Origin of the sequence: Pantoea sp. SIMBA_079, assembly GCF_046940275.1 — a bacterium.
In the GTDB taxonomy this organism is placed as follows: Bacteria; Pseudomonadota; Gammaproteobacteria; order Enterobacterales; family Enterobacteriaceae; genus Pantoea; species Pantoea borealis.
Window position 1 is genome coordinate 1 of record NZ_JAWRYR010000891.1, and the last position, 238, is coordinate 238.

Genomic DNA, 238 nt, shown 5'->3' on the forward strand with positions numbered 1-238 from the left:
CTCGATTCCTGGCTGACAGACAAGATACGGGACTAATGATCTAAACAACCGCCGCAGTCGTCCACAACGGCTCCGGCCAATCGGCAGGAAAGACAAATGTCCGCAGAGCAAAATGAAGCCAAGAAAGTCGCAGGTCGCCGGGTCATTGAGGAATTTGTGCGAGACGGCATGAAGCTTGGCCTTGGATCGGGAACCACCTCGCATTTCTTTGTGCGTGAGCTGGGGAAATATGTGGCTG

1 pseudogene is annotated in these 238 nt (G+C 53.8%); it reads left to right on the plus strand.

Going from position 1 to position 238, the window contains the following annotated elements:
• Nucleotides 1-96 precede the first annotated feature (96 nt).
• Nucleotides 97-238 (plus strand): annotated as a pseudogene (locus SB719_RS22500) (ribose 5-phosphate isomerase A); the annotation flags it as partial.